21 protein-coding genes are annotated in these 25,948 nt (G+C 62.0%); 8 read left to right on the forward strand and 13 right to left on the reverse strand.

Annotated features, from left to right (window positions below; genetic code table 11):
* The first annotated feature begins 88 nt into the window (after positions 1-88).
* On the forward strand, positions 89-1,528 hold the full coding sequence (locus tag NKH22_RS10715; protein ID WP_023804770.1) for a lipopolysaccharide biosynthesis protein: 1,440 nt from the start codon (positions 89-91) through the stop codon (positions 1,526-1,528).
* Between the two features lie 40 nt (positions 1,529-1,568).
* Here the strand turns inward: NKH22_RS10715 and NKH22_RS10720 are convergent, their stop codons facing one another.
* The 3 genes from NKH22_RS10720 to wecB are packed head-to-tail and all read right to left on the reverse strand — an operon-like array spanning position 1,569 to position 4,853.
* Complete coding sequence (locus NKH22_RS10720) at positions 1,569-2,372, reverse strand: WecB/TagA/CpsF family glycosyltransferase (protein ID WP_023725122.1); 804 nt, start codon at positions 2,370-2,372, stop codon at positions 1,569-1,571.
* The gene (gene wecC, locus NKH22_RS10725) at positions 2,369-3,706 is read right to left on the reverse strand and encodes a UDP-N-acetyl-D-mannosamine dehydrogenase (protein ID WP_023820697.1); all 1,338 of its coding nucleotides are present in this window, start codon (positions 3,704-3,706) and stop codon (positions 2,369-2,371) included. Before wecC ends, NKH22_RS10720 begins: the two co-directional genes overlap by 4 nt.
* The gene (gene wecB, locus NKH22_RS10730) at positions 3,699-4,853 is read right to left on the reverse strand and encodes a non-hydrolyzing UDP-N-acetylglucosamine 2-epimerase (RefSeq protein WP_352909497.1); all 1,155 of its coding nucleotides are present in this window, start codon (positions 4,851-4,853) and stop codon (positions 3,699-3,701) included. Before wecB ends, wecC begins: the two co-directional genes overlap by 8 nt.
* Positions 4,854-5,462: 609 nt before the next feature.
* On the opposite strand from wecB, the gene NKH22_RS10735 reads away from it, so the two are divergent.
* Positions 5,463-6,503, forward strand: coding sequence for a glucosamine inositolphosphorylceramide transferase family protein (locus NKH22_RS10735; protein WP_023686303.1), 1,041 nt, complete (start codon positions 5,463-5,465; stop codon positions 6,501-6,503).
* 42 nt (positions 6,504-6,545) lie between these two features.
* On the opposite strand, the gene NKH22_RS10740 is transcribed toward NKH22_RS10735, so the two are convergent.
* On the reverse strand, positions 6,546-7,649 hold the full coding sequence (locus NKH22_RS10740; RefSeq protein ID WP_196815211.1) for an acyltransferase family protein: 1,104 nt from the start codon (positions 7,647-7,649) through the stop codon (positions 6,546-6,548).
* A 382-nt stretch (positions 7,650-8,031) separates the two neighbouring features.
* Between NKH22_RS10740 and NKH22_RS10745 the strand changes: the two genes are divergently transcribed.
* The 5 genes from NKH22_RS10745 (at position 8,032) to NKH22_RS10765 (ending at position 14,244) form a co-directional block, all read left to right on the forward strand.
* A complete protein-coding gene (locus tag NKH22_RS10745) occupies positions 8,032-9,294 on the forward strand; it encodes a VpsF family polysaccharide biosynthesis protein (RefSeq protein ID WP_023671794.1) in 1,263 nt (420 codons plus the stop codon).
* 218 nt (positions 9,295-9,512) lie between these two features.
* The gene (locus NKH22_RS10750; RefSeq protein WP_031197769.1) at positions 9,513-11,126 is read left to right on the forward strand and encodes a GumC family protein; all 1,614 of its coding nucleotides are present in this window, start codon (positions 9,513-9,515) and stop codon (positions 11,124-11,126) included.
* A gap of 1 nt (position 11,127) precedes the next feature.
* Positions 11,128-12,234 (forward strand): glycosyltransferase, encoded by a 1,107-nt coding sequence (locus NKH22_RS10755; protein ID WP_352909498.1) that lies wholly within the window; start codon positions 11,128-11,130, stop codon positions 12,232-12,234.
* Positions 12,235-12,403: 169 nt separating this feature from the next.
* On the forward strand, positions 12,404-13,132 hold the full coding sequence (locus NKH22_RS10760) for a N5-glutamine methyltransferase family protein (RefSeq protein ID WP_023696869.1): 729 nt from the start codon (positions 12,404-12,406) through the stop codon (positions 13,130-13,132).
* Entirely contained in the window at positions 13,129-14,244 is a 1,116-nt protein-coding gene (locus NKH22_RS10765; protein ID WP_352802861.1) for a hypothetical protein, read from the forward strand. Before NKH22_RS10760 ends, NKH22_RS10765 begins: the two co-directional genes overlap by 4 nt.
* Before the next feature lie 70 nt (positions 14,245-14,314).
* On the opposite strand, the gene nadE is transcribed toward NKH22_RS10765, so the two are convergent.
* From nadE to asnB, 4 genes are read right to left on the reverse strand one after another with little or no spacing between them, the layout of a single operon-like run.
* Complete coding sequence (gene nadE, locus NKH22_RS10770) at positions 14,315-15,319, reverse strand: NAD(+) synthase (RefSeq protein WP_352802863.1); 1,005 nt, start codon at positions 15,317-15,319, stop codon at positions 14,315-14,317.
* On the reverse strand, positions 15,316-16,863 hold the full coding sequence (locus NKH22_RS10775) for a class I adenylate-forming enzyme family protein (RefSeq protein ID WP_352802866.1): 1,548 nt from the start codon (positions 16,861-16,863) through the stop codon (positions 15,316-15,318). Before NKH22_RS10775 ends, nadE begins: the two co-directional genes overlap by 4 nt.
* A 23-nt stretch (positions 16,864-16,886) precedes the next feature.
* The gene (locus NKH22_RS10780; protein WP_023671787.1) at positions 16,887-17,150 is read right to left on the reverse strand and encodes an acyl carrier protein; all 264 of its coding nucleotides are present in this window, start codon (positions 17,148-17,150) and stop codon (positions 16,887-16,889) included.
* A gap of 22 nt (positions 17,151-17,172) precedes the next feature.
* A complete protein-coding gene (gene asnB / locus NKH22_RS10785; protein ID WP_352909501.1) occupies positions 17,173-19,110 on the reverse strand; it encodes an asparagine synthase (glutamine-hydrolyzing) in 1,938 nt (645 codons plus the stop codon).
* A gap of 298 nt (positions 19,111-19,408) precedes the next feature.
* Between asnB and NKH22_RS10790 the strand changes: the two genes are divergently transcribed.
* Positions 19,409-20,278 (forward strand): hypothetical protein, encoded by an 870-nt coding sequence (locus NKH22_RS10790; RefSeq protein ID WP_023671785.1) that lies wholly within the window; start codon positions 19,409-19,411, stop codon positions 20,276-20,278.
* A 207-nt stretch (positions 20,279-20,485) separates the two neighbouring features.
* Here NKH22_RS10790 and amaB read toward each other — a convergent pair whose 3' ends face one another.
* The 5 genes from amaB to NKH22_RS10815 form a co-directional block, all read right to left on the reverse strand.
* Entirely contained in the window at positions 20,486-22,000 is a 1,515-nt protein-coding gene (amaB, locus tag NKH22_RS10795; protein WP_023671784.1) for an L-piperidine-6-carboxylate dehydrogenase, read from the reverse strand.
* A gap of 175 nt (positions 22,001-22,175) precedes the next feature.
* The gene (locus tag NKH22_RS10800; RefSeq protein ID WP_023707663.1) at positions 22,176-23,450 is read right to left on the reverse strand and encodes an RNA polymerase sigma factor; all 1,275 of its coding nucleotides are present in this window, start codon (positions 23,448-23,450) and stop codon (positions 22,176-22,178) included.
* Entirely contained in the window at positions 23,447-23,821 is a 375-nt protein-coding gene (locus NKH22_RS10805; protein WP_023671781.1) for a YciI family protein, read from the reverse strand. Before NKH22_RS10805 ends, NKH22_RS10800 begins: the two co-directional genes overlap by 4 nt.
* A gap of 82 nt (positions 23,822-23,903) precedes the next feature.
* Positions 23,904-25,004 carry a DNA topoisomerase IB gene (locus NKH22_RS10810; RefSeq protein ID WP_352909502.1) on the reverse strand — a complete coding sequence of 367 codons (1,101 nt, stop codon included), beginning with the start codon at positions 25,002-25,004 and terminating at the stop codon, positions 23,904-23,906.
* 59 nt (positions 25,005-25,063) lie between these two features.
* A complete protein-coding gene (locus NKH22_RS10815; RefSeq protein WP_352909504.1) occupies positions 25,064-25,948 on the reverse strand; it encodes a transglutaminase family protein in 885 nt (294 codons plus the stop codon).

Raw genomic sequence — 25,948 nt, forward strand, 5'->3', positions numbered from 1 at the left:
ACTGTATCCGTTCACCCTTTGCCGTCATCATGCTGGAATTCCCGTCGGTCAACGATTAATCGACGGCAAATTTTCCGGGAACAACCCTTTGCTGCTCCGTTCCACACTCATCTATGGCCCAGCTATTCTGCTGACGCGGGTTTCCGCTCTGCTCCTGCTGGTCGTCATGACGCGGCTGATCGACCAGACCGAGTATGGCCTGCTGACCCTGGTGGTCACCGTGGGCGAAATGACGGATGTTGCCGTTACCAACTGGCTGCGCATTGCCTTGCTGCGGCTTGGCGGAAAAGGCGACGTCAGCCGTGGCAGCCTGATGCTTGCCGGACAGGTATTGCTTGTCACCACGGTGCTGGCCCTGATCATATCCGTGATCGCCTCGGCGGTGATCGTGCCGGAGCGCTGGATCGAATTTGCAATCGCCGTCTGCAGCTATCTGATTGCCGGCTCCATCAGCCGGTTCGCGTTGACGGTGCTGCAAATGCAGCAGCGTCATTCCCTCTATTCGATGCTTGAATATCTGCGCGGCCTGCTGCAACTCGCCTTGCCGATCGCCGCCATCCTTATCTTCCAACGCTCGTTTCTGACGGTATCGCTCGGCTCGAGCCTCGCCGTGCTGATTGCCGGCATCGTGGCGTGCGTGGTGGCATCCGGGCGCGTTATTGGCGGCCCGCCGCGCTTCACCCACAAGGAGTTTTTCGCCCTCGGCGTGCCCCTCGTCATCATGGCGCTGGTCGGTTTCGGTCTCAACAGCGCTGAACGCGTCTTCCTCAAGCTCTACTACGATGCCGGCGCGGTGGCTGTCTTCGCAGCCGCCTACGCATTGGCTCGGCAGCCGATCGATATGGTCGCTAACGCAATCAACATGGGCGCATTTCCAGAAGTGGTCAGCCGCTTCGACGAAGAGGGATCCGAGGCGTCCGGGCGGTTGTTGTCGCAACTCATGGCCTTGATGATACGCCTTTGCCTGCCGGTCGCAGCAACGCTTATCGCGCTCAGCGGCGACATCACGCGACTCCTGCTGCCCGCGGAATATCATGGTCGCTTCGGTCTGCTGTTTCCGATCATCGCCTTCAGCGTTCTTTGTGCCAATCTCACAAGCTTCGTTTATGGCGTCGTGGTGCACGCACATAAGCGGCCGTGGTTGCTGATCATCGCCAATTCCTTCGGCTCGGTGGCAACGATTTCACTGTCTTTTCTGTTGATTCCCACCATGGCGGAGGTTGGCGCGGCGTTGGCGTTGGCGGGCGGATCGCTGGCAGGTCTTGCAGCCTGCATCGTCATCGCCGAGAGGCTCACGCCGGTGCCGGTTCCCTGGCGCGACATCGCTGTCTCGGCCATCATTTCTATCTGCACCGGACTGGCCGCCAGCCTTGCCAGCACTGCGCTGGGCAATATGCCGGCGATCTTTCCGCTCGCGGCGGGCGGTGTCGCCGGCGCTGCGGCTTTCCTGGGACTGACCTGGTTGTTTCACCCCGCGGCCGTGACGCAGTTCATCGGCAAGCTAAGGGCACGGCTCCGGATCGCATAAATCCCGCGCAATGAGGCATGCTTGTCTGAAAGTCGCGAGCCTACGGATTGACGTTTCGGCGTCCCCGGCGAGACCAGAACTCACGCCACAGCAGCAGTGCATAGGCGGTGTTGGTATCGTAGTAGCGGCGCCACAAGCGTCGCGGCTCCTGCGCCACGCGAAACAGCCACTCCAGGCCCGCCGCCTGAACCAGTTTCGGTGCCCGGGCGACCTTTCCACCATAGACGTCGAAGCTGCCGCCCACGCCCATGACGAAACTCGGAGCGAGTACGTCGCGATAGCGCTTGAGAAAGCGCTCCTTGCTCGGCGTCGGCATCGCCACAAACAGGCAGTCGGCACCTGAAGCGTTGATGGCCTCGACGATCGCGGCCTCTTCCTCCGCCTTGAAATACCCATTGCGCCGGCCGGCAATGGCCAGGCTCGGATGATCTCTGGCAAGTCGGCTTTCAACTGCGTCGAGAATGTGCTGTTCAGCGCCCAAAAGGTAGGGGCGATAGCCACGCTTGGCGCACAGCGCAAGCAGGTTGATCATGACGTCGACGCCGGTCACACGCTCCGGCAACTCGACGCCGCAGAGCCGCGCGCCCCAAAGCACGCCTTTGCCGTCGACATTGACCATATCCGCCCCGACGACATCCTCGCGCAGTTCGGCATTCTTGCGCATGTTCACAAGCTTGGCGACGTTCACGACAACATGATGAAGCGGTCGCCGCGTCGCCATCGCCTCGTCTGCGATGGCCAGCGTCTCGGCCATGGTCAGCGCATGGATGGTCGCACCGAGAAACTCGCGGCGGCGTGATGCCAATAGAGAGTGTTGCGCCCATGCCGGGTCATGCGAGTTCATGCCGCTTCTCCGGTGCGAGCGAGAGACTGCGAGCGTTCCATTTCGGATTTCTTGCCTTCGATGCGGGCGTCGGGCTTGCGCGCCTTGCGCCAGGTCCACAGGCCCCGTGTGTCGACGAGCTTCTTGTCCTTGAGCGCTTCGGGATCGATCAGATTGAATTGTCGATGGTCGACCAGCAGGACGACGATATCGGATTGGTCAATAGCGGAAAGTGCATCGGTGAACATGACGCCGCTGCCCTCGAGCTCGTGTGGCAACTGACGCGCATTGGGCTCGGCAGCGACGATCTTGATATTGGGAATCTTGGACAGAAGCTTAACAACCTCGACAGCCGGGCTCTCGCGCATATCGTCGATATTGGGTTTGAAGCTGAGGCCAAGACAGGCGATCGTCTGCTTGCGGGTCGGGTCGAGCAATGCCTCGATGTCCCTGACCACCGACAAGGGTCGCTCGGAATTGATGCGCCGTGCCGAACTGATCAGCCGCGTATTGTTCGGTGCGGCGTCGATGATAAAATACGGATCGATCGCAATGCAGTGGCCGCCCACGCCCGGGCTCGGCTGCAGGATGTTCACGCGAGGATGCCGGTTGGCGAGATCGATTACCTCCCAGACGTTGAGCGACAGATCCTGGCACACCGCCGCAAGCTCATTGGCGAAGGCGATATTGACATCGCGGAACGCATTTTCGGTCAGCTTAACCAGTTCCGCGCTTTCGGCCTGGGTTATGAACAGGTCGCCGGCGACGAAGCTTGAATAGAGTGCCGCTGTCCGCTCCGAAGACTTTCGGGACAGCCCGCCGATCGAGCGATCATTGTTGATCAGTTCGGTCAGCACCTTTCCCGGCAGCACGCGCTCGGGAGAGTAGGCGACCAGGACGTCAGCTTCCTCGCCATGTGCGACGGGAAATTTGAGATCGGGTCGCAGTTCCGCGAGCAGCGCTGTCATGACACGCGTCGTACCGACCGGCGATGTTGATTCCAGCACCACCAGGTCGTCCCGTTTTAGCACCGGAGCGATGCTTCGCGCTGCCGCAAGCACGTAGCTGACATCCGGCTTGCGGTCCGGGGTGATCGGAGTTGGAACGGCGATAATATAGGCATCGGCCGGCTGAGGCGTACTGAATGCCTTGAGCTTGCCATTGGCGACGACTTTCTGGATCAAACCATCCAGGTCCGGTTCGATGATGTGGATTTCGCCGCGGTTGACCTTCGCGACCACCGCCTCATTGATATCGACACCGATGACTTCGAGTCCGCGGCTGGCAAAAATGGCGCAGGTCGGCAGGCCGATATAGCCCATGCCGATAACGGAAACGGTTTTGATTTCAGCCATGATTCAGCAATTCCTCAACGATCCGGGTCGCAGCTTGGCCATCGCCGTATGGGTTGTGCCTCTCGGCCATGCCGCGATAGACGCTCTCATCATCGAGCAGGCTATTGGCATTGGCCAGAATTTTTTCGATATCGGTACCGACCAGCCGGGCAGTACCAGCGGCGATCCCTTCGGGTCGCTCCGTGTTTTCCCGCATCACCAGCACCGGCTTGCCGAGTGAAGGCGCCTCTTCCTGCACGCCGCCGCTGTCGGTCAACACCAGGTAGCTCTGTTTCTGCAGGTACAGGAACGGCAAATAGTCCTGCGGGTCGATCAGGTGGATGTTCGGCACCGTCCCGATTTCGGCGTCGACCACGGAGCGCACATTCGGGTTGGGATGGACCGGGTAGATGATCTGCACATCCCTGCGCGCCGACAATGCCTTCAGCGCGGTGCAGATCCTCTGGATGCCGCCATCGAAATTCTCACGGCGATGACCGGTGACGAGGATCATTTTCTTGGTCGGATCGATGAAGGGGAAACGAGCGGCGAGCTTGGCGTTCATCAGCTTGTCGGCATCGATCTCGCTGGAGAAATGCAGCAGCGTGTCGATCACGGTATTGCCGGTTACGAAGATGGTGTTCGCAGCCTTTCCTTCGGCGAAGAGATTGTCGCGCGCCTCGGTGGTCGGCGCAAAATGCCAGGTGGCGATGTTGCCGGCAATCTTGCGGTTCAGTTCCTCCGGAAAGGGAGAGTTGATGTTGTGGCTGCGCAATCCCGCCTCGATATGGGCAACCGGAATCCGCTTGTAGAAGGCAGCTAGAGCCGCGGTCATCGCGGTGGTTGTGTCGCCCTGGACGATGACGATGTCCGGCTTCGCCTTCTCCAGCACCCCCGCCATTCCGAGGAGCACGCGCGAGGTCACGTCGAACAACGTCTGACCTGGCTGCATGATGTTGAGATCGTAGTGCACCGGCAGGCCCGTCAATTCAATGACCTGATCGACCATCTCGCGATGCTGGCCCGTCACACATATTTCCGTGGTAAAGCCTGAATGGGCGAGCGCGGCGCGCGCCACCGGAAAACATTTGAGCGCCTCCGGCCTCGTGCCGAACACGATCAGCAGTTTTCGCCTTGAGGGCAATCTCGGATGTGAAACGGCGTTCATGGTTGACCCTGGTCACCGAAAGCGTGGGCGCCCGGCTGACATGTGCTTTCAGCCTAACAATAGCGCCCTGAACCGCCTTCGTATTCAAAAAAATTAACGTATGATTAACGCTAGAGTCCGCAGCCCCCCTTGGGCAACCCTTGCCAGGAACTGTGGGGAAAGATACCAGAGCAAAGCCATTTTTTGCTTTAACGAGAATAACTTGGGTTGACTAATATTTTAATCATCGGCCACGCCGTCGCATCCCGGCGCTGGGAAAATGAGCTTTTCATGCGGTTGGGTGCGGCAGGTTATGTGGTCTCGAGTTGCCACGCGCCGGCGCCGGCGCCAACCGCTCGGGGGCTGGACACTGTCTTGGCGATCGAGAGCCGGCGTTTCGGTCCCTCGCTGGCGGGCCGGTCCGAGCCGTTGCCGCCCATCGATCGCGGCCCTCCGGACCTCGTCATAGATCTCACTGCCAGCGCAACGGGGCAAGACGCGCCAGTCCTGAGGCTCGAATTTTGCGGTCGCAACAGCTTTCCAGCCGGCGTTGCCGCAATGTTGGCGAGCGGACAATTGCCTGAACTTGGCGCTCGCCTCGATGGCGTTGTCGTGGCCCAGGCTAGACCGATGCTGGCAGACAGGCTCTGGCTATCTCGAAGCTGCAACGACCTGCTCGCCGGCGCCATGTCGCTGATCATGCAAACCGTCGCCCGCTTCTTTGCGGGCAAGCTTGTGCCGGTAAGCGACAACCCGGTGCCGATCCTGAAGAACGACAGTTTTGTTCGACACTATGTGCCCTTTTTCGGCAGGGCTTTGATCGATCGCGCCGTGCAAAAAATCAGGCGGGGACGACGCCCCTTCTATTGGCAGGTTGCCTATCGGGTGATCGACGGACCAGGCATCGCCGAAACCGGGCAACTCGACGGCAAACCGTTCACAGTCCTGCCGGACGATGGCCAACGCTTCTATGCCGACCCGTTCGTCTTCGAGGCCGACCGCCGCCATCATCTGTTTGTCGAGGAATTCCCCTACGCGACGAGTCGCGGCGTGATTTCCGTCGCCGAGCTCGGTGACGATGGCACTTTCGGTGTTCCAAGGGTTGTATTGGAGGAAGCGCACCACCTGTCGTATCCGCAGGTGTTCGCACACGATGGCGAGATTTTCATGATCCCCGAAAGTGGTTCGGCTCGCGAACTTGTGCTCTATCGCGCCGCGCAGTTTCCCGACCGCTGGGTCCGCGACACGGTGCTGATGGCGGACAGGGATTTCAACGACGCGACGCTGCTCGAATCCGACGGTCGCTTCTGGCTGGTTGGAACGGAGCGGTTCGGCTACGGCAGCGCGTCGGACACGATGGCGGTCTATTGCGCACCCTCGCTGCGCGGGCCATGGGTCGCCCATCCGCTCAATCCCATTGCCGTCGATCATTCGGCCACCCGGCCGGGCGGCGCCTTTATCCGCCACGACGATGCCCTGGTGCTGCCGGTGCAGAACGGATCGAGGGCCTATGGCGGTGGTCTGGGGCTGATGCGGCTTGAGCGACTCGACGCGTCCGATGTCCGTTTTGCCTCGCCCCGGCCGATCGGCGCGGGTCCGGCATGGGCACGCACGGGCATTCATACGCTTAACCGCGCCGGCAATGTCGAGGTCGTGGACAGCGCGGGCTGACTGAAGCGCTGAAAGCCGTGAGCGTCCCGTTGCGTGGCCTGCTTATTTGTTCTCCGTGGCAATATGAGGAAGCGGTGTGTTTCTCGTCTTCCTTCTGCCGTTCAGGGTCTGAAGAATCGGCTTCTCGATCATCTCGTAAATCACCAGACTGACGAGGCAGGCTGCCACGATGCTGACCACCGACACCAACAATACCGTTGTCGGATGCTCGAATCCGACGGTGCGTCTGGCCAGGTACGCCACAGCGCCGATCACGAAGATATGCGACAGATAAAGCGCGTAGGAAGCGTCGCCCAACTGCTCAAGAAGGCTCCAGTGCTTGAGTTTCGGCTCCAGAATGAGGCTGAGATGAAGCAGGCCCGCCGCCCACATTGCTTGTCCCGCGAAGCTGATCTGACCCAAGAGCGGCGTACCGTCATCGACGAATGAAAGCACCACGCCTGCAGCGGTCATTACGCCGAATATCCAGGCATGGCGTATGTCGGAAGTGAAATCACCGTCCAAATAGCGCCGCCCTATCCACATGCCGATGACGAATGCCACCGGAGAAGGGTTGAGATAGAACTGGATAACAGGGTTGGTGGGAGCCAGCCACAGCCCGGCTATCCACATCGCAATGAAAAAGACCGTCAGCACAAATACGCGCGAGGTCACGGACAGGAATGCGAACACCGCAAAAGCGATATAGAAAAATACCTCGTAATTGAGCGTCCAGCCGAGTGAGAGTATTGGACTGGCGCTATCCCGTCCAGGCGCTTCGTGAACAATGAAGAGGAGCGACTGAAGATAGTGGGGCCATGTAAAGACGGTCTTCTGGAAGAGACTTGGCGCGAGCGCCGCCAGAACCGCGGCGAGGCTGGTGAAAAGCCAGTAAAGGGGGATGATCCGGATTGCTCGGCGTTTCAGGAAGGTGGCAGCGGAAAACGGACCATCTCCCGTAATATGGACCATTATGAAACCGCTGATGACAAAGAACAGAACGACGCCCAGGCGGCCCGCCGTCACAATAATCAGATTGTCCACGCCAATCTGGTAGGAAAAGGCGTGTGCGAACAGAACCAGCAAGGCGGCGCAGGCGCGAAGATACTGAATGGAATAGAATTTCTTCACCTTGATCTCCTGCGCTTTGCCGGCGCCTGATGCCATTGTGCCGTCCACAGGCAGCGCGTCGGGCGCCGTGCAAAGCATCGCCATCAATACGACCGGCCAATTAAGTGTGGGTTACCGACTTCATGAAATAGCGTAAATCCGGCTGCCGATGCATGTCGCGCAACAAGTGCATTGCGTGCATTCGTTCCCTCTCGGCGCACTTTGGTGAGATTTCAATGAGGGGTGTCCGGCTTTTCGACAAAGCTGACATGTGGCGGCCCATGCCGGGCATCGCCACTGTTAAGATCGGGTTATCCATATTCCTTTACGTTCTTGCAGGAAAATGTACCCGGGGGTGCGTTCGTCCCCTGCCATCTCAATCGCAAGCCGCAACGCTGGTCAGATAATCGTGAGTGTCACCCCCACAGAGCAACAGTTCGTGACCGCGCAGGCCAGCCGCCAAGACGCCCTCACACTCCTGTTCTTTCTCCTCGCGGCCTTCGCTTTCCTGCTCCGCTCGACCATCTCTCCGCAATTGATGAACATGGTGATGTCCTATTCGACGGAGGGGGGGTCGTTTCCCGAAAAGCTGCATATCGGGACCTATGCCATCTTTCTGCTGCTTGTCGTCATCGCCACGACCCGGCCAATTCGGCTCGAAGGCGATGAAGTCAGGCTGTTCAAGGCGACATTGTTATATTCGCTGCTGCTGTTGTGGCTGGTGCCTTATCTCTTCGTGATAGGCCGTGCCGGCTCGGCCGGCTTCATAATCGATTCCTATCTGGTCTCTTGTGCCGCGGCGATGATCATGCTTGCCCTGGGTGACCATGTGCGCAGGGCGCTTGGCAATGTCATCGTCGGCATGATTGTCCTCAGCGCCATCATCGGAACGATCGAGGCCGTCACCCAGCATCGATTCCTGCCCTATCCCCTCGTTGAGCTGGACTTTCGGCCGATCGGACTGTCGGCCCATCCGCTGGCGCTGGGCGCGCTTTGCACCACCGCCATAGGTTTCGTTGCATTGACGCGGTGGCGTATCTGGGTGTGCGCGCTTTGCATCTTCATTCTCTTCATCGGCACGGCCGCTTCGGGCGCGCGCACCGCCCTGCTGCTCGCTTGCGGCGAGATCCTGTTCCTGCTCGTGTTCCTGCCTTGGCCGGACTTGTCACCCAGACATCAACGCCAGGCCAAACTCCTGGTGCTGATGCTGACGCTGGCCGGTGGCGCCATACTGATTGCGATACTCTTTTCGGCGGGGCTGCTGAACCGCTTCAGCAATACGCTCTTTGATCAAAATTACGACGCGCGCGTCAAGATCTACGATGTATTCAAGTTCGTTGAATGGAGGGACATCCTGCTTGGCATGAATCCCAACGAGTTGTTGAAGATCGTCAACGAAAAGCTCAACCTCCCCTTCATCGAAAGCACGCCGGTCGTTCTTACGCTTTTGTTTGGCCTGCCGATCGCCTTGCTCTTCGCGTTTGCTTTCTTCCGGTTCCTTTTCAAGCTCCTGCGCAATACGCCTCGGGCCGCCCATATCGCAGCGGCCGCGTCCATTCTCGCGGCATTGTCAAACAATGCTCTTTCTTCGAAGGCGCCGGATATCATGCTGCTCGTCATCTTGTTGCTCGCTTATCGAAAGCCGGATGGGCGCCAAACCGGCACGCCCCTTCAAGGCCAACCAGCATCAACAGCGACATGACGCCAAGCCCGCTCCTTGCGGGTGCCCTCGCGACGACCTCTTGTATTTCCATTTGAAACGCCTGCACGCTTTGCCAGGCTACGACGGGCGTGGCAGAATACCGACCAAGGGTGGATAGATCGCTGTTCCGGAACGCGCCTGACACGCCTGGAAAATGAAATGTTAACGATGTTTCCGTAAAGCAGGCTGTGCGTATTGAATATTAAAGGGTTAGCATGATGTCCGCCGCTTCCGGTCCTCCTCCAGCCGCGGCCGCCGCCGGCATTAGCCCCTATGAACGGATCGAAAATGCGCGGCGCGCCAGCAGGCCAAAGCCGCAACAAACCGCGCCGATCATGGCACATGCGGCGGCACCCGCTGTAACGTCGGCCCCTGTAACGTCGGCCCCTGTAACGTCGGCCCCTGTGTCGCCTGCACCCGTGGCGCCGCCTGTAGCCGAGCCCGTCACGACGGTGACGCTCAACAAGATCGGAACCTTTCTCGAACTCGATTTCGGGCGTCTGTTTGTCTGGCTGCGCGCCGGCCTCGCTCTGGTATGCCTGCTGGCAATAGCCGGCGGGATCATCGGCGGTGCCTACGCTCTGCTGAGCAAGCAGCGCTACACCGTGACCACGGACATCCTCATCAATCCCGCCAATCTTCAGGTTGTTCCGAACGATCTTTACCCGCAATCGGCCCAGGTCGATGGACAGCTGCTCAGCGCGCGCAGCAAAGAGCGCATCTTGACCTCGGGCAGCGTGCTTTCACGTGTTGTAGACGATCTTGACCTGGCCAGTGACCCGGAGTTCTTCGACGCGGACCGTAGCCGCACAGGGACGGACGGCGCCAAACCCGATCCAAAGCTTACCGCCCTGAAGAACCTGGCGGAACGGGTTAGCAGCATCGCGGATGAAAAGTCGTTTGTCACGACCTTGATGGTATCGGCGGAAACCCCCGCCAAGGCGATCCTGATTTCGCAGGATATCGTCAAGACTTTCCAGGAAGAGCTGGCCAGCGCCGAGGCTTCCGGCGCCAGCCGTGCCGCGGCGGCGCTGGACGGGCGGCTGGGCCAGCTCAAGAGCGATGTGCAGGCGGCCGAAGAGAAGGTCGAAGCCTATAGGCGCAGCCACAATCTGGCCACCAGCAATGGGCAGCTTGTTTCCTCGCAAACCATGACCCAGCTCAACGGCCAGATCGTGGAGACGCAATCGCGCGTCATCGCCGCGCAGGCAAGTTACGACGCCCTGCTTGCCGCCGGCGCAAACGGCACCAATTCCGGTCCCGCCACGTCGGAGGCGCTTGTGGCGCTGCGCGCAACGGCCAACGGCCTGCGCCAGCAGATCGATTCGCAGTCGATGACCTTTGGCCCCCGTCATCCGTCGATCGTCAGGCTGAAGACGGAGTACAACACGGTCAGCGCGCAACTCAGCGCCGAATACGCGCGCACCCTGCGCCTGGCGAAGGTCAATCTCGATGCCGCCAAAACCTCGTCGGCCTCCCTCAATGCCAAGATGAATGACTTGAAGGGCAACGTGTTCTCGGATAGCGATTCCGAGGTCGCCTTGCGTGAGCTTGAACGTGACGCCGCGTCGAAGACGGCTATCTATGAGAGCTTCCTGTCGCGGGCACGCCAGATAACCGAGCGCGAACAGATCGACAGCACCAATGTGCAGGTGATTTCCACCGCAGTGCCGCCAAAGGGCCGTTCATGGCCCCCGCGCACCGTCGTGATGATCGGCCTGGGGGCCATTGGCGGCATGATCCTCGGCATGTTGCTCGCCATTACCCTGGGTATCGTGCGCGACATGCGGCTTCCGCCGAACCGCCCGGATGTCATTGCCAGCCGCGCCTGAAATGGCGAAGCGGATTGTCTTTCACATTGCCAGCCTCAGGGGCGGCGGCGCCGAGCGTGTGTTCGTCCTGATAGCGAACGAGCTGGCATCGCGCGGCCACAACGTCACGCTTTTTACCTGGAACGCGCAGGGGCCCAATGCCGCCCTGCTTTCGCCTGCCGTGCATCTGGTCGATTTCGGCCTCCCCATTCGCGGCGAGGGTTATGGCAAGTGGGCGACATTGAAAGGCATCGTGCGAAGCGCGGGCCTGCTTGGCCGCCTTTCTCCCGACGCGATCTACAGCGCCCCGGAATTCGCCAATCTGGTCGTGGCGCTGGCGCTTTCCCTCGCGCGAAGCAGGGCGCGGTTCTTCCCGAGTTTCCACGCCGCCGCCTCACTGCCTTCCGGCAGCCTTGGCGCGAAAATGGCGGTCTGGCTTTCGGCCCTGGTTGCGGCCCGCGCCACCAGGGCCATCGCGGTTTCTGAGGGTGTCGGCGGCGATCTTGTGGCCCGAGGCTTCCCGAAATCCAAGGTCGTGGTCATCAACAACCCGCTGCCGCCGGCTGCGGCATCCCAGCAACGCTCCTACGCCTGGCAGGCAGAGCTCGCGGCGATGGGCGACGGCCCCATCATCATCACCGCCGGACGCCTGGTGCCCGTTAAGGATCATTGGACGTTGCTGCGGGCCTTCGCTGTGCTGCGCGCCGGCCGCCGGGCCCGGCTTGTCATCTTCGGCGAGGGTCCGCTGGCCGACGAGTTGCGCGCCTATGCCAAAGAATCCGGTATCGGCGCAGACGTTCTGTTTGCGGGCTATGTCAATGATCCGGCGGCCTGCTACGCCGTAGCTGAGTTGTTCGTCCTATCATCGACCAGCGAGGGCTTCGGCAATGTTCTGGTCGAGGCCATGGCAGCGGGGATTCCGGTGGTCTCCACGGACGCGCCGCACGGCCCGCGCGAAATACTTGATGACGGCCGCTTCGGCGCCCTGGTGCCGGTCGGCGATGCCGCGGCCCTGGCAGTGGCGATGGCCGGAATGCTCGACCAGCCGACAACCGCCGCGATCCTGAAAAGCAGGGCGGCGGATTTCGAAATTGAAAAGATCGGAGACCGGTACGAGGCGTTGCTCTGAATTAGCGCATGGATCGGCTTGCGGCGGCACAGGAATCCGCCATTGATGGGACAGGACGCCGCCAACATAGGCCGGTTACTCCCAATCCAATCATGATCTTTAACATCAATTTACCCGGAGTTGGTAACAACAGGGAACCCGCGTTTTATCCTCAGGATAGGGATTTTCCTTGCCCCAGCATCACAGCCTTCCTGCCGGCCGTGCAAACGATCGCAATTGGCCGCGATTGCACCGCTTCATGCGGGTTGAGCTGGAACTCGCGCCTGACGTCCTGGTGCCGCGAGCCGAAACGGAACTGCTTGGCCGGACGGCCGCGGCCATTCTTGGCGAACAGGCGCACGAAACGATCCTGATCGACATGTGCTGCGGCAGCGGCAATCTTGCCGTGGGCATCGTCAGCGAATGTCCTCGGGCTCGGGCATGGGCGGCGGACCTGACCGACAGCACGGTTTCGCTTGCCCGCCGCAATGTTGTGCGCCTCGCCCTGCAGGACAGGATCAAGGTCCGGCAAGGCGACCTATTTGCCGCGATCGAGGGTGACGGCCTCCACGGCGCTGCCGACATGGTTTTGTGCAACCCGCCCTATATTTCGTCGTCCCGTCTCGATAGCGAAAGCGCGCATCTGTTGGAGAACGAACCTCGGGAAGCTTTCGACGGCGGCCCTTACGGTATTTCGATCCTCCAAAGGCTGGTCCGGGATGCCGCAGCTTTCCTCAAGCCAGGCGGATGGCTGCTGTTTGAGTTCGGCGAAGGTCAGGATCGGCAGATAGCAACCCTTTTATCGAGAACGAAATCCTACGAAACCCCAACCTTTGCCGTGACGGCCGACGGCCAGCCCCGTGTCGCCATGGCGCGCAAACATGGTGGCCGGGTTCCCGGAACCGGGAGCCCGGCGTGAGCGTCGTCCGCGCCCTCGATCAGGCCGACCTTGCGGCCGTCGCGGGCATGTTTCAACGCATGCTGCGCAAGAAGCGGGGGCCAGCGCCGGCCTCCCTCGTCGATTACATGAGGCGGTTTTATCTGGACGCACCCGACTGGGGCAGCGGGCTCCGTTCGCTTGTCCATGTCAATGACGCCGGCCAGGTTTCCGGCTTCGTCGGCGTTCATGCGCTGCCGATGAAATTCAACGGACGGCAGCTCTACGCTGCCATCTGCAGCTCGCTGATGGTCGAGGATCACGAGACCGATCCGATGGCCGGTGCCCGCCTGTTGAAGGCCTTCCTCGATGGTCCGCAGAACATCTCCTTCAGCGAAACCGCCAATGATACGTCCGTGAAACTGTGGACGCGGCTTCGCGGCGTTGTGCTGCCGCAATACAGCCTTGACTGGGTTCGCGTGATGCGGCCGGCGACCTTCGTGCTCAGCCTTTTTGCCAGTCACATGAAGCTTGCCTGGATGTTGAACCCGCTCGCCCGGATGGTCGACCGGCTCTACCTTCGCAAAATGGAGGGCGGTCAACGACGCTGGACCGGCGTCGTCGCCAACGCATCGAGCCGGGGGGCATTTCGGACCTCCGAGATCGACAGCGGCAGCTTTGCGGGGCTGCTGGAGCCGCTTTGCGCCCAGTTTCCGCTACGTCCGCAGTGGGCGGAAGGTCAGCTCAACCATATTCTGGGCGATGCGGCGCAAAAGCCGGATTTCGGAGAGCTTGTCTGCGTGTCGGTGGCATCGCCGAACGGCGCCAATGTCGGCGCTTTCGCCTACTACGCTCGACCGGACGGGATCGGCCGCGTGCTGCAGGTCCTCGCTCTTCCCGGCCAGGCCGGGCCGGTGATCGATTGCCTGGTCGAGCATGCCGCCCGGCGCGGTGTCTCCGGCTTGCGCGGCCGCGTCCAGCCCGCGCTTCTGGACGCCATGCTTGTAAGACGCATAGCCTTCATACCGGTCGCCTCGACCGTCGTGCATTCACGCGATCCCGAGCTTCTCGATGCCATGAAGAACGCGCAGGTCTTTCTGAACGGGCTTGCGGGCGAGCAGTGGAGCCAGTTGATCGGCGGCCGCTTCACCTGAAGCGTTCCGCCTAGAGCAATTCCAGGAAAGGGTGCGCGGTTTTCCGTCTGGAATGGCATAATGCATCAGGTCAGGAGCCGACTTCGTCCACGCCGTCAACGAGCTGTGGGCGCAGGTGCAGATAGCGCGTCGCCTTTCGCTTGGCGGCGATGTCGGCCCAGACGCGTTCGATCTGTGAGGCGGCCAATCCCGCCGCTTGCCCTACCACCTCGGCGGACACGCCGTTGTTGAGGCCGTAGAGACACAGATCCATCCGATCGTAAGGCAGGGAGAAGTAGAATTCTTCCTGCGTCTGCGCCAGCGAGTAGGTGTCGGTGGTCGGCGGCCGGTTGCGGACCTCTTCCGGAATGCCGAGATAGGCGGCTAGCGCATAGACCTGCGTCTTGTAGAGATGCGCGATCGGCTTGACGTCGGCGGCGCCGTCGCCGTTCTTGACGAAGAACCCCTGGTCGTATTCCAGCCGGTTCGGTGTGCCGAGCACGGCGAAGTTCAGCCGGTCGGCATGATAATATTCGAGCTGCTTGCGGGTGCGCTGCTTCATGTTGGTGGCGGCAACGATGCCGAGGTAGACAGCCACCGGCATCCGCAGTTTCGTCTGCTTGCCTTGCGGGTCCTGCACCACCAGCGACGAGATGTTGTAGCCCTCGCCTTCGAGCACGTTCGCGATCACGATCTTCGAGGCCCAGCCCTCGCCGTAGTCCGGGACCAATTCGCGGATGAAGGCGTCGCGGCGTTCATAGCAGCCCATTGCCCGCAGGGTCGGCCCGATATCCTCCACAACGGCCTCGACGCCGAAAGTGTCGGTGACCAGATGGCCGAGCCGCAGGCTTTCGGGGTCGGAATCGCTTTCCGGCATGAGGACGCACAGCACATTCTGGTGGCCGACGGCCCGCGCGGCCAATGCAGCCGAAACGCTGGAATCTATACCGCCCGAAAGACCGAGCACGAGGCCGCGTTTGCGAATGCCGCGCAACTGCTCGCGCAGGGCCGCCACGATCCTGTCCGTTTCGGCGGCGGGATCGATGGCGAGGGCTTGCGTGAAGGCCGGCGCATCCTGGGTTGAGCCGATGTTCATTGCTCGGCCTCCATCATCTCAGCCGCGAGCCGGCGGCTGACCTTGCCCGACTCCGTCTTCGGCAATTCGCTGCGGAACTCTATGATTTTGGGGACCATGAAATCCTCCAGGTGGCGCGCGCAGTGACGAATGATGTCCTTTCCGCCAAGCGCCGGGTCGGACCGCACGACGAGCGCGCCGATCGCATGCCCCAGCACCGGATCCGGCACGCCGACGACCACCGCTTCCGCGATACCTGGATGGGCGTGGAGCACGGCCTCCACTTCCTTGGGGGCGACCTTCTCGCCACGCGTCTTGATGATGTCGTCCTTACGCCCGACAAAATAGAGAAAGCCGTCCTCGTCGGTCTGGAACAGGTCGCCCGTATAGAGCACCTTTTCCCAAGGGTTAGGCCCCGGCCGGAGCGCTCGTTCCGTTGCGGCCTGGTTGCGCCAATAGCCCTGCATGACGTGCGGACCGCGGATGACGAGCTCACCTGCCACGCCCGCCGGCACGCGTTGTCCAAGGTCGTCGACGACAAAGGCTTCCGTGTTGGGGATGGCTATGCCGACCGACCCTGGCCGGCGGTCAAGTTCCTCAGGTGGCAAATAGGTGCAGCGCTTGCATTCGGTCAGCCCATACATCGAATAGATCCGGACGCCGGGCAGCAGCGAGCGCAGGCGTTCTATGTGGGCTGGCGGCAAGGCGGCCGCGGTGTTGGAAATATAGCGGAGGCTGGGCAGGAAACCCGGCGCCAGATCACGCATCTGCAGGATCATCGCCGCCATGGTAGGCACCAGCGGAAGGCCGGTGACGCCCTCTTTGCGGATGCGTTCGAAGATCTCGTGCGGGAAGGCGAAGGACTTCTCGAGCACCAGCGTGGCCCCGAGCCTGACTGCCATCAGCAACTGGTAGAGGCCATAGTCGAAGGCAAGCGGGAGGACGTTCAGGATGATGTCGTCCGGCGCGTTGCGCAGATAGGTGGCGATCGACCCCGCGGCAGCGTCGCAATTGCGATGCGTCATCATCACACCCTTGGGCCGGCCGGTCGAACCTGACGTGTAGATCAGCATCGCAAGGTCGACGTCGATGCCGCGATGGTCTACCTCCGCGCCATCGAACGTCAGGCAGTCAGTCAGGGACGCGGCCCCTGCCGGGCATTGCCCATCGGCCCCAGGGGTGGAAGCCACGAAGATGCCGGTCTTGCCTTGCGATGCGCAGGCTTCGGTGACCACGGGCATCAGCTTCGCCTGCGTCAGGACCGCCCTGGCGTCGCAATCGGCGATGATGTAACCGAGCTTGTCGGCCTTTGTGGAGGGGTTGATCGGACTGAAGGTCGCACCTGCCTTGAGTGCGGCAAAGATCGATACGGCGGCCTCCCAGCAATTGTCCATGAAGATCAGGACGCGGTCGTCGCGCCTGATCCCATTCATGAAGAGAGCGGTGGCCAGCCGGCTCGAAAGGTCGTCGAGTTCTTCGTAGCTCAGCTTTTTGCCCCTAGTGACCAATGCCGTCTTGGCCGGGTGGGCAGCAGCCTTCGCCACCAGAAAATGCTCGATCCGCACGGGACGTTCCTCGCCGTTGGCGCTTACGCTGCCAGCGTTTGTGCTCTCGCCTCGATGAAGGACGAGATGCGGTCAAGCGAATCCAGGTTGGCTGGAACGATGTCGGCATCCACCATCGCGATGCCGAAATTGTCCTCGATGAAGGCCACCAGCTCAAGCACCGCAGTCGAATCGATAATGTCGTTCTCGATCAGCGAGGCTGAATCCGACAGTTTGTAGGAGGTGTCGCCGAACAGGAAGTTGTCGACGATAAAGCTTCTGACCCTGTCCTTGATTGCCGTCATGATGTCTTTCCTTTTCCTCGCCGTCTCAGGCCGCTCTTGCCGCGCCGACCGCTTGGCCGGCGAAATTCTTCTGCCACAGCTGCGTCGACAGAATGCCGACGAAGGCGGCGTTGTCGCGAAATCCGGTCGCGGTCTCCATGCGGCATTTCTCGTGGAGCTTGGCCACCGCCTTGGCGTTGAACAGGCCGCCGGCGGTAATGCTCGCCTCGGCCAGGCAGTCACGCACATAGTCTAGTTCCTCCGCCCCGACGAAGGAGCGGGCCTCCGGGGCGCGGTAAGGTTGCTTGGTGCGTTTGCCGATCGCCGCCGGAAGGTGGTGCCTGGCCACCTTGCGCAAAATGTGCTTCTCCATCAAGCCTTTCAGTTTCATCTCCGGCGGAAGTCTTGCCGCGAACTCTACCACGCGATGATCCAGGAAAGGAAACCGCCCTTCGATGCCGTGCGCCATGGCCATCCGATCGCCTTGGCTGGAGAGGATGTAGCCGGGCAGGAGGAAGCGGGTTTCGAGATATTGCGCCTGATGCAGCGGATGCCATAGGGAAAACGCCTCGGGTAGGCGGCTGGTCAGCTCTTCAGCCGCGTCATAACCCTTCAACGTCGCGCGCAGGTCGCCGGAAAAGAAGATTTTCGCCGCCGCCGTGGTCTTGAAGCGTGGCCGATGCGAGAACAGCGGATCGTCGAGGGCAGCGTTGCTGGTGCCGAAGAAGGCAGCCAGATACTCCACCGATTGCTGTTGCAGGCCCGGCAGATACGGGTAAAGCCGGCGGAACAGCTGCTGCCTTATGCGCGATGTGGGCTGCCGCCCGCAGAACCGGCGGACACGCGCCTCCTTGAAGACGTCGTAACCGGCGAAGACCTCGTCGGCGCCTTCACCCGTCAGCACCACCTTCAGGCCGGCCTGGCGAACCAGGGCGGACAATTTGTAGAGTGGCGCTGGCGCCGTGCGGATGATCGGCCGCTCGGCAAAGCGGATGACCTCAGGAAAGACGCTGGCGATATCGCGGGCGCCGCATTCTATGGCGTGGTGGCGCGTGCCGAGCGCCGAGGCCATTTCGGTCTGAAAGGCGCTTTCGTCATGCTCGGCGCTGTCGAAGGTTACGGAAAATGTCTCCAGTCTCCGAGGAGTCATGCCGGCGGCAAGCGCCGAAACGAGCGACGAATCGAGCCCTCCCGAAAGATAGGAACCGACCGGCACGTCGGCCCGCATGCGAAGCCTCACCGCATCGGTCAGAAGGGCTTGCAACTCCTCTGCCGCGTGGTCCTCGTTCATGATCTTCGACGGCTCATCACGATGCGGATAGTCCAGGTGCCAGTATCGTTTGACCGTGACCTGCCCCTGCGTCGCGATCATCACACTTGCCGGTTCCAACTCGTGGATATTGCGGAACGCCGTGCGCGGAGCGATCGGCGCCCACAGCGTAAAGATCTGATCCAGCGCAATCGGATCAATTTCAGCGGAGACGCCCGGGACCTTCAATAGGGCTTTGATCTCCGAGGCAAAGTAAAGCACCCCGTCATTACTTGTGTAGAAGAGCGGCCGGACACCCATCCGGTCTCGTGCAAGCACCATTCGTCGCTGCCGATTGTCCCATATCGCCAAGGCGAAATCACCGTTCAGGAGAGACAAGCAGTCTTCGCCCATCTCCTCATAGAGCTGAAGGATGACCTCTGTGTCGCTCGACGTCCGAAAGTGTCGGCCCTTGGCGATCAGCCCTTCGCGCAGTTCTATGTAGTTGAAAATCTCGCCGTTGAACGCAATCGTCAAATTGCCGGCCTCGTCGGACATCGGTTGCTGGCCGTCTCCGATGCCGATCACCGACAGCCGCGCATGCCCGAGCCCGGCATCGGGTGCTACGAATTTCCCTTGCTCATCCGGCCCACGATGGGCAATTGCGGCTACCATGTGCGTGAGCAAAGCTTCCGCATCCCGGATTGACCCGAAATAACCCCCGAATCCACACATCCCTTGAACTCATATTGAACGCTAAGGTACGGAACATAACCTCGATAGTGGCATCTGAGGTTAATCCGATATTTTCACCGAGCATGTGGTTAACAAGAAGTTTGCCACGATGTGGTGTTCGTGGCTAGGACGCGATGGCTCTCCATCACCTCGCGGTTGCGGCCGTAATAGCCGGAACGATAGCCCAGGCTCGCTCTAGGCCTTTTGTCCGGGTTGGCATGGCTGGACACGGGCGGCTAAGGCTGGAAATGTGATTGCACGTCTTCGCTGCCGGGGGGCTGGCCGGAGGACGAGGAGGATGGCGCTGAATTTCGAATATATTGCCGGCCATCCGGCGCTGCACCGTCATGTCGAGGCGCAGTCGAAGGCGCTGCTGCATATCTATGAAACGAGCCCACGCCTGGCCGCCGTGTTCGCCACGCAACAGCGCTGGTTGCTGGCTCACACCGGCCTAGCCCTGCATTTCGCCCGCGACCCGCGCGATCCCCGCACGGAACTGACACTGGCCCGCTTCATCGATGCCGTGCTTCACTATTCCGTCGCTAGCCGCAACACGGCCGAAGCCTTCATCAAGGAGATGCTGCACTATCACATCATCGAATACCTGCCGCACACCGGTGACGGACGAGCCCACCCGTTTCAGGTGACGGCAGCGACGCTGAAGGAATTCGACGGCTGGGTGGTTGCGCATCTGCGCACGCTCGACGGTCTCGACAGCGGCAGCCGCCTCGCCGCCTTTCTCGAGCAGCACGGCATGATTTCCAGGCTGCAGCCGCTGGTGGCGGAAGGCCTGCTCTCCTCCAACCCAGTGCGTGAGCCCAAGCAGACCTTTTCGTTGTTCATCTGGCTCAACAATGGCGGCATCGTCATGGATTGGCTGATGTCCGGCATCGATCCCGACAATGCCGCCCTCGACCGGATCCCGACCAGCGTGGTTTCGATCGGCGAATTCGCCAGTTGGCTAAAACTCTCGCGCACCCATCTTGCGCGCAAATTGCGCGACGCCGAAAAGCTCGGCAGCGTCGGCTGGCTGGGCCGGCGCGGGCATTCCGTAATGTGGGTCTCGAACAGCTTCTACCAGGAATACATGACCGTGCAGGCCGCCAAACTTGCCGTCATCGATGCCGCGTTCGAAGCCTGCCGACCGGCGTCGCCGCACGCTGGCTGAACGTTCGGCGCAGACGCTGTTGCGCAGCCGGTCGTGCCGACCGCGAGGACCCGTCCGGGCGCAGGGCCGAGGTGGCCTTTCCGCCGTCGGGATACGGACATCTGGACAGCGGGGGCGAAGCCTGAAAGCGGAACGATCCGCGCGAGCGGCAGCGATCCGCCCGACGGGTTCGGGTGGATCAACTGGTCAAAAGCCGGGCGCAGCATCTCAATCGATGTCGAATGACACGCCCTGCGCCAGCGGCAGCGCCTTGGAATAGTTCACCGTGTTGGTGGCGCGGCGCATATAGGCCTTCCAGGCATCGGAGCCGCTCTCGCGCCCGCCGCCGGTTTCCTTCTCGCCGCCGAAGGCGCCGCCGATCTCGGCGCCCGACGTGCCGATGTTGACGTTGGCGATGCCGCAATCCGAACCATCGACGCCGAGGAAGCGCTCGGATTCCTGCAGGTCGCGGGTGAAGATCGACGACGACAGTCCGGCGCCGACCGCATTGTGCTCGTCGAGCACGGCATCGAAATCGGAATATTTCATCACGTAGAGGATCGGCGCGAAGGTTTCTTCGGTGACAGGAGCCACCTGCTTCGGCATTTCGACCAGCGCCGGATGCACGTAATAGGCATCGGGATGGCCATTCTCGACCCGCGAACCGCCGGTCAGCTTGCCGCCGTGAGCGGTGGCTTCCTTGAGCGCCTTCTGCATGGCGTCGAAGGCCGCCTTGTCGATCAGCGGCCCGACCAGCGAGGAGGTCTCCAGCGGGTTGCCGACCGAGACGCTCTCATAGGCCTTCTTCAGCCGCGGCAGCAGCGCGTCATAGACGCTGTCATGCACGAACAGGCGCCGCAGCGTCGTGCAGCGCTGGCCGGCGGTGCCCATGGCGCCAAAGGCGATGGCGCGCAGCGCCATGTCGAGATCGGCGGTCGGGCAGACGATGCCGGCATTGTTGCCGCCGAGTTCGAGCACGGCGCGGGCAAAGCGCTTGGCCAGACGCGGGCCGACATCCCGGCCCATGCGGGTCGAGCCGGTGGCCGAAACCAGCGCCACCTTCGGGTGGTCGACCAGGATCTCGCCGACGGAGCGGTCGCCAATCAGCACCGGTGCCAGGCCCTGCGGCGCATCTGCGCCGAAGCGCTTGACCGCGCCGGCAAAAATCGCCTCGCAGGCGAGCGCCGTCAGCGGCGTCTTTTCCGAGGGCTTCCACACCACGGCGTCGCCGCAGACCAGCGCGAGCGCCGCGTTCCACGACCACACCGCGACCGGGAAGTTGAAGGCCGAAATGACGCCGACGACGCCGAGCGGATGCCAGGTCTCCATCATGCGATGTCCCGGACGCTCGGTGGCGATGGTCAGACCGTAGAGCTGGCGGGAAAGGCCGACGGCGAAATCGCAGATGTCGATCATTTCCTGGACTTCGCCGAGGCCTTCCGACGGGATCTTGCCAACCTCGATCGACACCAGCCGGCCAAGCTCGGTTTTGTGCGCGCGCAACTCCTCGCCGAGCAGCCGCACCAGTTCGCCGCGCCGGGGACCCGGCACCATCCGCCAGGCCTGGAACGCCGTGTGCGCGGCATCGATGGTCTTGGCCGCATCGGCCGGCGAAATCGTCTTCAGCGCCGCGATCTGTTCACCCGTCACCGGACTGCGCACGACGAGGTCGCCGCCGGTCAGCGCGTCCTTGGCCACACCCAGTTTCGCCAGAAGTTCGGCCGTTTCCTTCGCTATCGTCATTTTTGTCCCTTTCAGATCCGCTCGCCATCATAGGGCGGCGGTCGAGCCTTGGCGCCATTATCGCCCGCATGCCGCAAGCGCTGTCATGGCGTGCCATTACTCGTTTCAGGGGAAAATCGCCACCCCGGCATGGTCCAAGCCGAGATTGCACGATTGAGCCAGAGGAGGAACAGGCTTAGTGCGCTGTCTTCGCCGGCGCCTTCACGGCTCCGTCTCGCATCAGCCGGTCGATATGCATGCGGATATGGGCGGCTTCCGCTGCCGTGTTGGCCAACGCAATGGCGCGATCGAAGGCGACACGCGCCTCTTCGCCACGGCCGAGCTGCATCAACAGACCGCCCTTGAGGCCGAAGAAGTGGAAATAGCCGGACAGCCTCTCGCCAAGCGGCTCGATCATGGCAAGGGCAGCTTCCGGCCCGCGCACCTTGGCGACCGCAACCGCGCGGTTCAGCGTCACCACCGGCGAAGGTTGCATCGCCTCCAGCAGGCTGTAGAGCAGGTCGATCTCTGTCCAGTCGGTCTCCTCGGGGGTTGCCGCCCGCGCATGAAGGGCGGCGATCGCCGCCTGCACCTGGTAGGGTCCGGGCTTCTGGTGGCGCAGGGCCTTGTCGACCAGCGCCAGGCCTTCGTCGATCATCTTGCGGCTCCACAGCGAGCGGTCCTGGTCGTCGAGCAGCACGATCTCGCCGTTCTCGTCGAAGCGGGCCGGCGCGCGCGCATGCTGCAGCAAAAGCAATGCCGTCAGACCCATGATCTCCGGCTCGGTCTGGAACAGCCGCAGCAACAGGCGCGCCAGCCGGATTGCCTCCTCGCAAAGCGGCGCACGCGCCGGCGCCTCGCCGCTGTTGGTGGAATAACCTTCGTTGAAGATCAGATAGACCATGGCGGCAACGGCGGCGAGCCGCTCCGAGCGCTCGACCGCGCCGGGCGTCTCGAACGGCACGCCGGCATCGGCAATGCGCGCCTTGGCGCGCGTGATACGCTGTTCCATGGCGCTTTCGCCGACCAGGAACGCACGCGCGATCTGCTTGACGGTGAGACCGGAGACGATGCGCAGCGCCACCGCGATCTGCTGCGTAGGCGGCAGATCCGGATGGCAGCAGATGAACAAGAGCCGCAATATGTCGTCGCGGTAGTGCGCGCCGTCCAGCCGTTCGGCGATATCGCTCTCGGCATCTTCCAGGTCCGAGATCTGGTCCTCTTCCGGCATCGGCGCCTGCTTGGCGCGCTTGCGCACCGCGTCGATGCCGGTGTTGCGGCCGACAAAGATCAGCCAGGCCGCGGGATCGCGCGGCGGCCCGTTCTGCGGCCAGTTCTTGAGTGCCCTCAGGCACGCGTCCTGGAAAGCTTCCTCCGCCGTATCGAGATTGCGGAAATAGCGCAGCAGCGCACCCATAGCCTGCGGGCGGGCAGCGCTGATCGCCGAGCTTATCCAGGCGAGGTCTGTCATGTGGCTACTCTGGTTGGGTTGAAGACGGAAACCGGTCGGATCTCATAGGATCCGCCGCTGGGATTGACCTCGGAAAGCTCGCGCGCGAAGTCGACGGCTTCGTCGAGATCGGCGCATTCCAGCGTGTAGAAGCCGAGGAACTGTTCCTTGGTCTCGGCAAACGGGCCGTCGATGACGACCGATTCGCCCTTGACCTTGCGCAGCGTCGTCGCGGCGGTGGTGGGCAAAAGCCGCGCCACCGGCCCAAGCCGGCCGGCTTGAGCGTATTTTTCCTGCACATGCATGAGCTTTGCCATGACCTCGTCATCCTGTGCCTTGCTCCAGGAGGAGACGACATCTTCGGAGGCATAGCAGAGGATAGCGTAGAGCATGGGACGTCCTTTTCTGTCTCAAAGGACGAAACAGTAGGGCCTGTGCCGACATGGCGTCGACAAAAAAGTTACGCCATTTTTGTCAGCCTTCGCTTGCCTTCAACCATCTCAGCACAAGAGCCTCTTCATCATCGAGACCGTCTATCGATCGCTTGCGCTTGTTGGCCTCGGTCATTTCGCTAAGCAGCCGCCCTTCCACCCAGGCTTCGAAAACCTGTGGATGGATGTAGCATTTGCGGCAGACGGCGCGTGTGTTGCCGAGCCGCTCGGCCACCTTGTCGATGACGGCGTTCATTACACGCTTGGTCTGCGCCTGGCTTTCGGGAAGATCCGTCCGCGCAAACAGCGACGCGGCATGGATGGTACCGCCCCAGGTGCGGAAATGCTTGGAGCTGAAATTGGCGCCGATCGCGTCGCGGATATAGCGGTTGACATCGTCGGAACGCACCCCATGCCTCTCGCCGTCCTCGTCGAGATATTGGAACAGTTGCTGCCCCGGAATATCCTGCGCGCCGCGCACGACCCGGGCGATGCGGCGGTCGACCAGCTTCAATTTCCATTCCTTGCCGGACTTGCCCTTGAAGGCAAAGCGCAGGCTGGATCCCTTGATGTCGACGTGGCGGTCGCGCAGCGTCGTCAGCCCAAAGCTCTTGTTGTCACGGGCATAGGCGGCATTGCCGACCCGGATCATCGTGTTGTCGAGCAGCCAGACAATTGCCGCCACGACGCGCTCGGCCGGCAGGCCGCGGCGGCGCAGATCGGCATCGATCCGGCGGCGCAACTCCGGCAGGCTTTCGGCAAAGGCGACAAGGCTGGAGTATTTGGCGCCGTCGCGCTCGGCGGCCCACAGCGGATGGTAGCGGTACTGTTTGCGCCCGCGCTGGTCGCGGCCGGTCGCCTGGATGTGGCCGGCGGGATCGGGCGAGATCCACACATCCGTCCATGCCGGCGGAATGGCCAGCGCCTTGATGCGGGCAATGGCTGCCGCGCCGACGGCCTGTCCTTTCGCGCCCTTGTAGGAAAAGCCTTCGCCCGCCTTCAGGCGGCGGATACCGGGCTCGCTGTCGCTGACATAGGTAAGCGAGGCCTGATCGGCAGAGGCCTGCGCACCATTCCTCGGCGTGTCATCGTCGCCCTGTCCGGCAACAGATCGGCCCGGTGGCGCCCCGGATTTGTCCAGCATGCCCGCTCCACGAGATTTTTCTCGTAGGATAAGCGCCAGGCAGACAGCTGGTTCCGCCCTCAGGCCTTTTCCAGCGCGACCGGAATGACGTCGACGGCCTGGTCACCGACCTGACCGCCGGTGGTTTTCAGCACGCCGACGATCGGCGCCACATCGGAATAGTCGCGGCCATAGCCGACGGTGATGTGGTCGTTGCTGGCCCGCATGCCGTTGGTCGGGTCGAACTCCTGCCAGCCGGCATCGCGCCCACACCACACCTTGACCCAGGCGTGCATGGCGTCAGCGCCTTCGAGCCGCGGCTTGCCCTTCGGCGGAATGGTGCGCAGGAAGCCGCTGACATAGCCCGCGGGAATGCCCAGCCCGCGCAAGCCGGCGATCATGATGTGGGAGAAATCCTGGCACACGCCACGCTTCAAACAGAAGGCGTCGCCGGCGCTGGTATGCACCGTGGTCGCCTCACCATCATAGGTGAAGTCGCGGTGGATGCGGTTGCACAGATCGATGGCCGTGCCGACCGTCGAGCCGCTGGCGCTGCCGCGTGCATAGGCGGTGATCGCCGCATCGATGCCGGCATGATCGCTGGCTGTGAGAAAGTGATGCGGTGCATCAGGCGCCAGTGACCGCACCGTGCCGAGTTCTTCCCTAAGGCGCTGCAAGTCGGGCGACACGTCGAGCCCAGGCTCCGGCCGCGACACCGACACGCGCGCGCTCATTCTGATATCGAGCCCGTCATGGACATCTCGAAAGGCGATCGCGGTGACATTGTTACCGAAGAAATCGGCAAAATCCGTGCGCTCCGACGGGGTCGGCACAAACGACAGCGAGGCGGCGACCACGCGCTGCACGCCAGCAATGGTCTGCGGCAAGACACGCACCTGATGCCGGCTGCCACCGGCCGCAGCGTCATAATCGTAGCTGAGATGAAGCCTGATATCGTACAGCAT

The sequence above is a fragment of the Mesorhizobium sp. M1252 genome (assembly GCF_040318265.1).
GTDB lineage: Bacteria > Pseudomonadota > Alphaproteobacteria > Rhizobiales > Rhizobiaceae > Mesorhizobium.